Source organism: Agromyces mediolanus (assembly GCF_023715325.1).
GTDB lineage: Bacteria > Actinomycetota > Actinomycetes > Actinomycetales > Microbacteriaceae > Agromyces > Agromyces mediolanus_A.
Genome location: NZ_JAMBNX010000030.1, coordinates 1 through 474, shown reverse-complemented (window position 1 = coordinate 474; position 474 = coordinate 1). Strand labels below are relative to the sequence as shown.

General features: G+C 66.5%; 1 protein-coding gene. It reads left to right on the top strand.

All coding sequences use genetic code 11. The features are described 5' to 3' along the window. Positions 1–37: 37 nt before the first annotated feature. Positions 38–474, top strand: a 437-nt coding sequence (locus M3147_RS18930) for a hypothetical protein (protein WP_251204945.1), incomplete at its 3' end; no start/stop codon positions are given.

Sequence of the window (474 nt, the reverse complement as noted above, 5' to 3'; positions counted from 1 at the left end):
CCGCGGCTGCCCACGATCGAGCTCCTGGAGGTATGACATGAAGATCTCGCGGATGATCGCGTGCGCGGTGGCCGTGTCTGCTCTGGCGGCGGGCTGCGGCGGGGGCGACGACGACAAGGCAGACCAGGAGGACGGCGCCTCGAGCACGTACTGCACGGACCTGAAGTCGGTCGCCTCGGACATCAAGCGCGTGCAGAGCGGCAAGTTCGACCAGTTCGGCGACATGGTCGGCAAGTTCCCGACGTTGGCCGACGAGGCGCCCGAGAGCATCAAGGAGGACTGGCAGATCTTCTCCCAGGCCTTCTTGAACGTCGAGAAGAAGTTCGCCGACTCCGGCATCTCGCTGGGCGATCTGGCCGTCTACCAGTCCGGGGAGAAGAAGCTGCCGAAGGACCTCGACCTCGCCAAGCTCGAGGCCGCCGCGACGGCATACCGCGGGATCGCGACCGAGAAGGTCGTCGCGGCGTCCAAGGC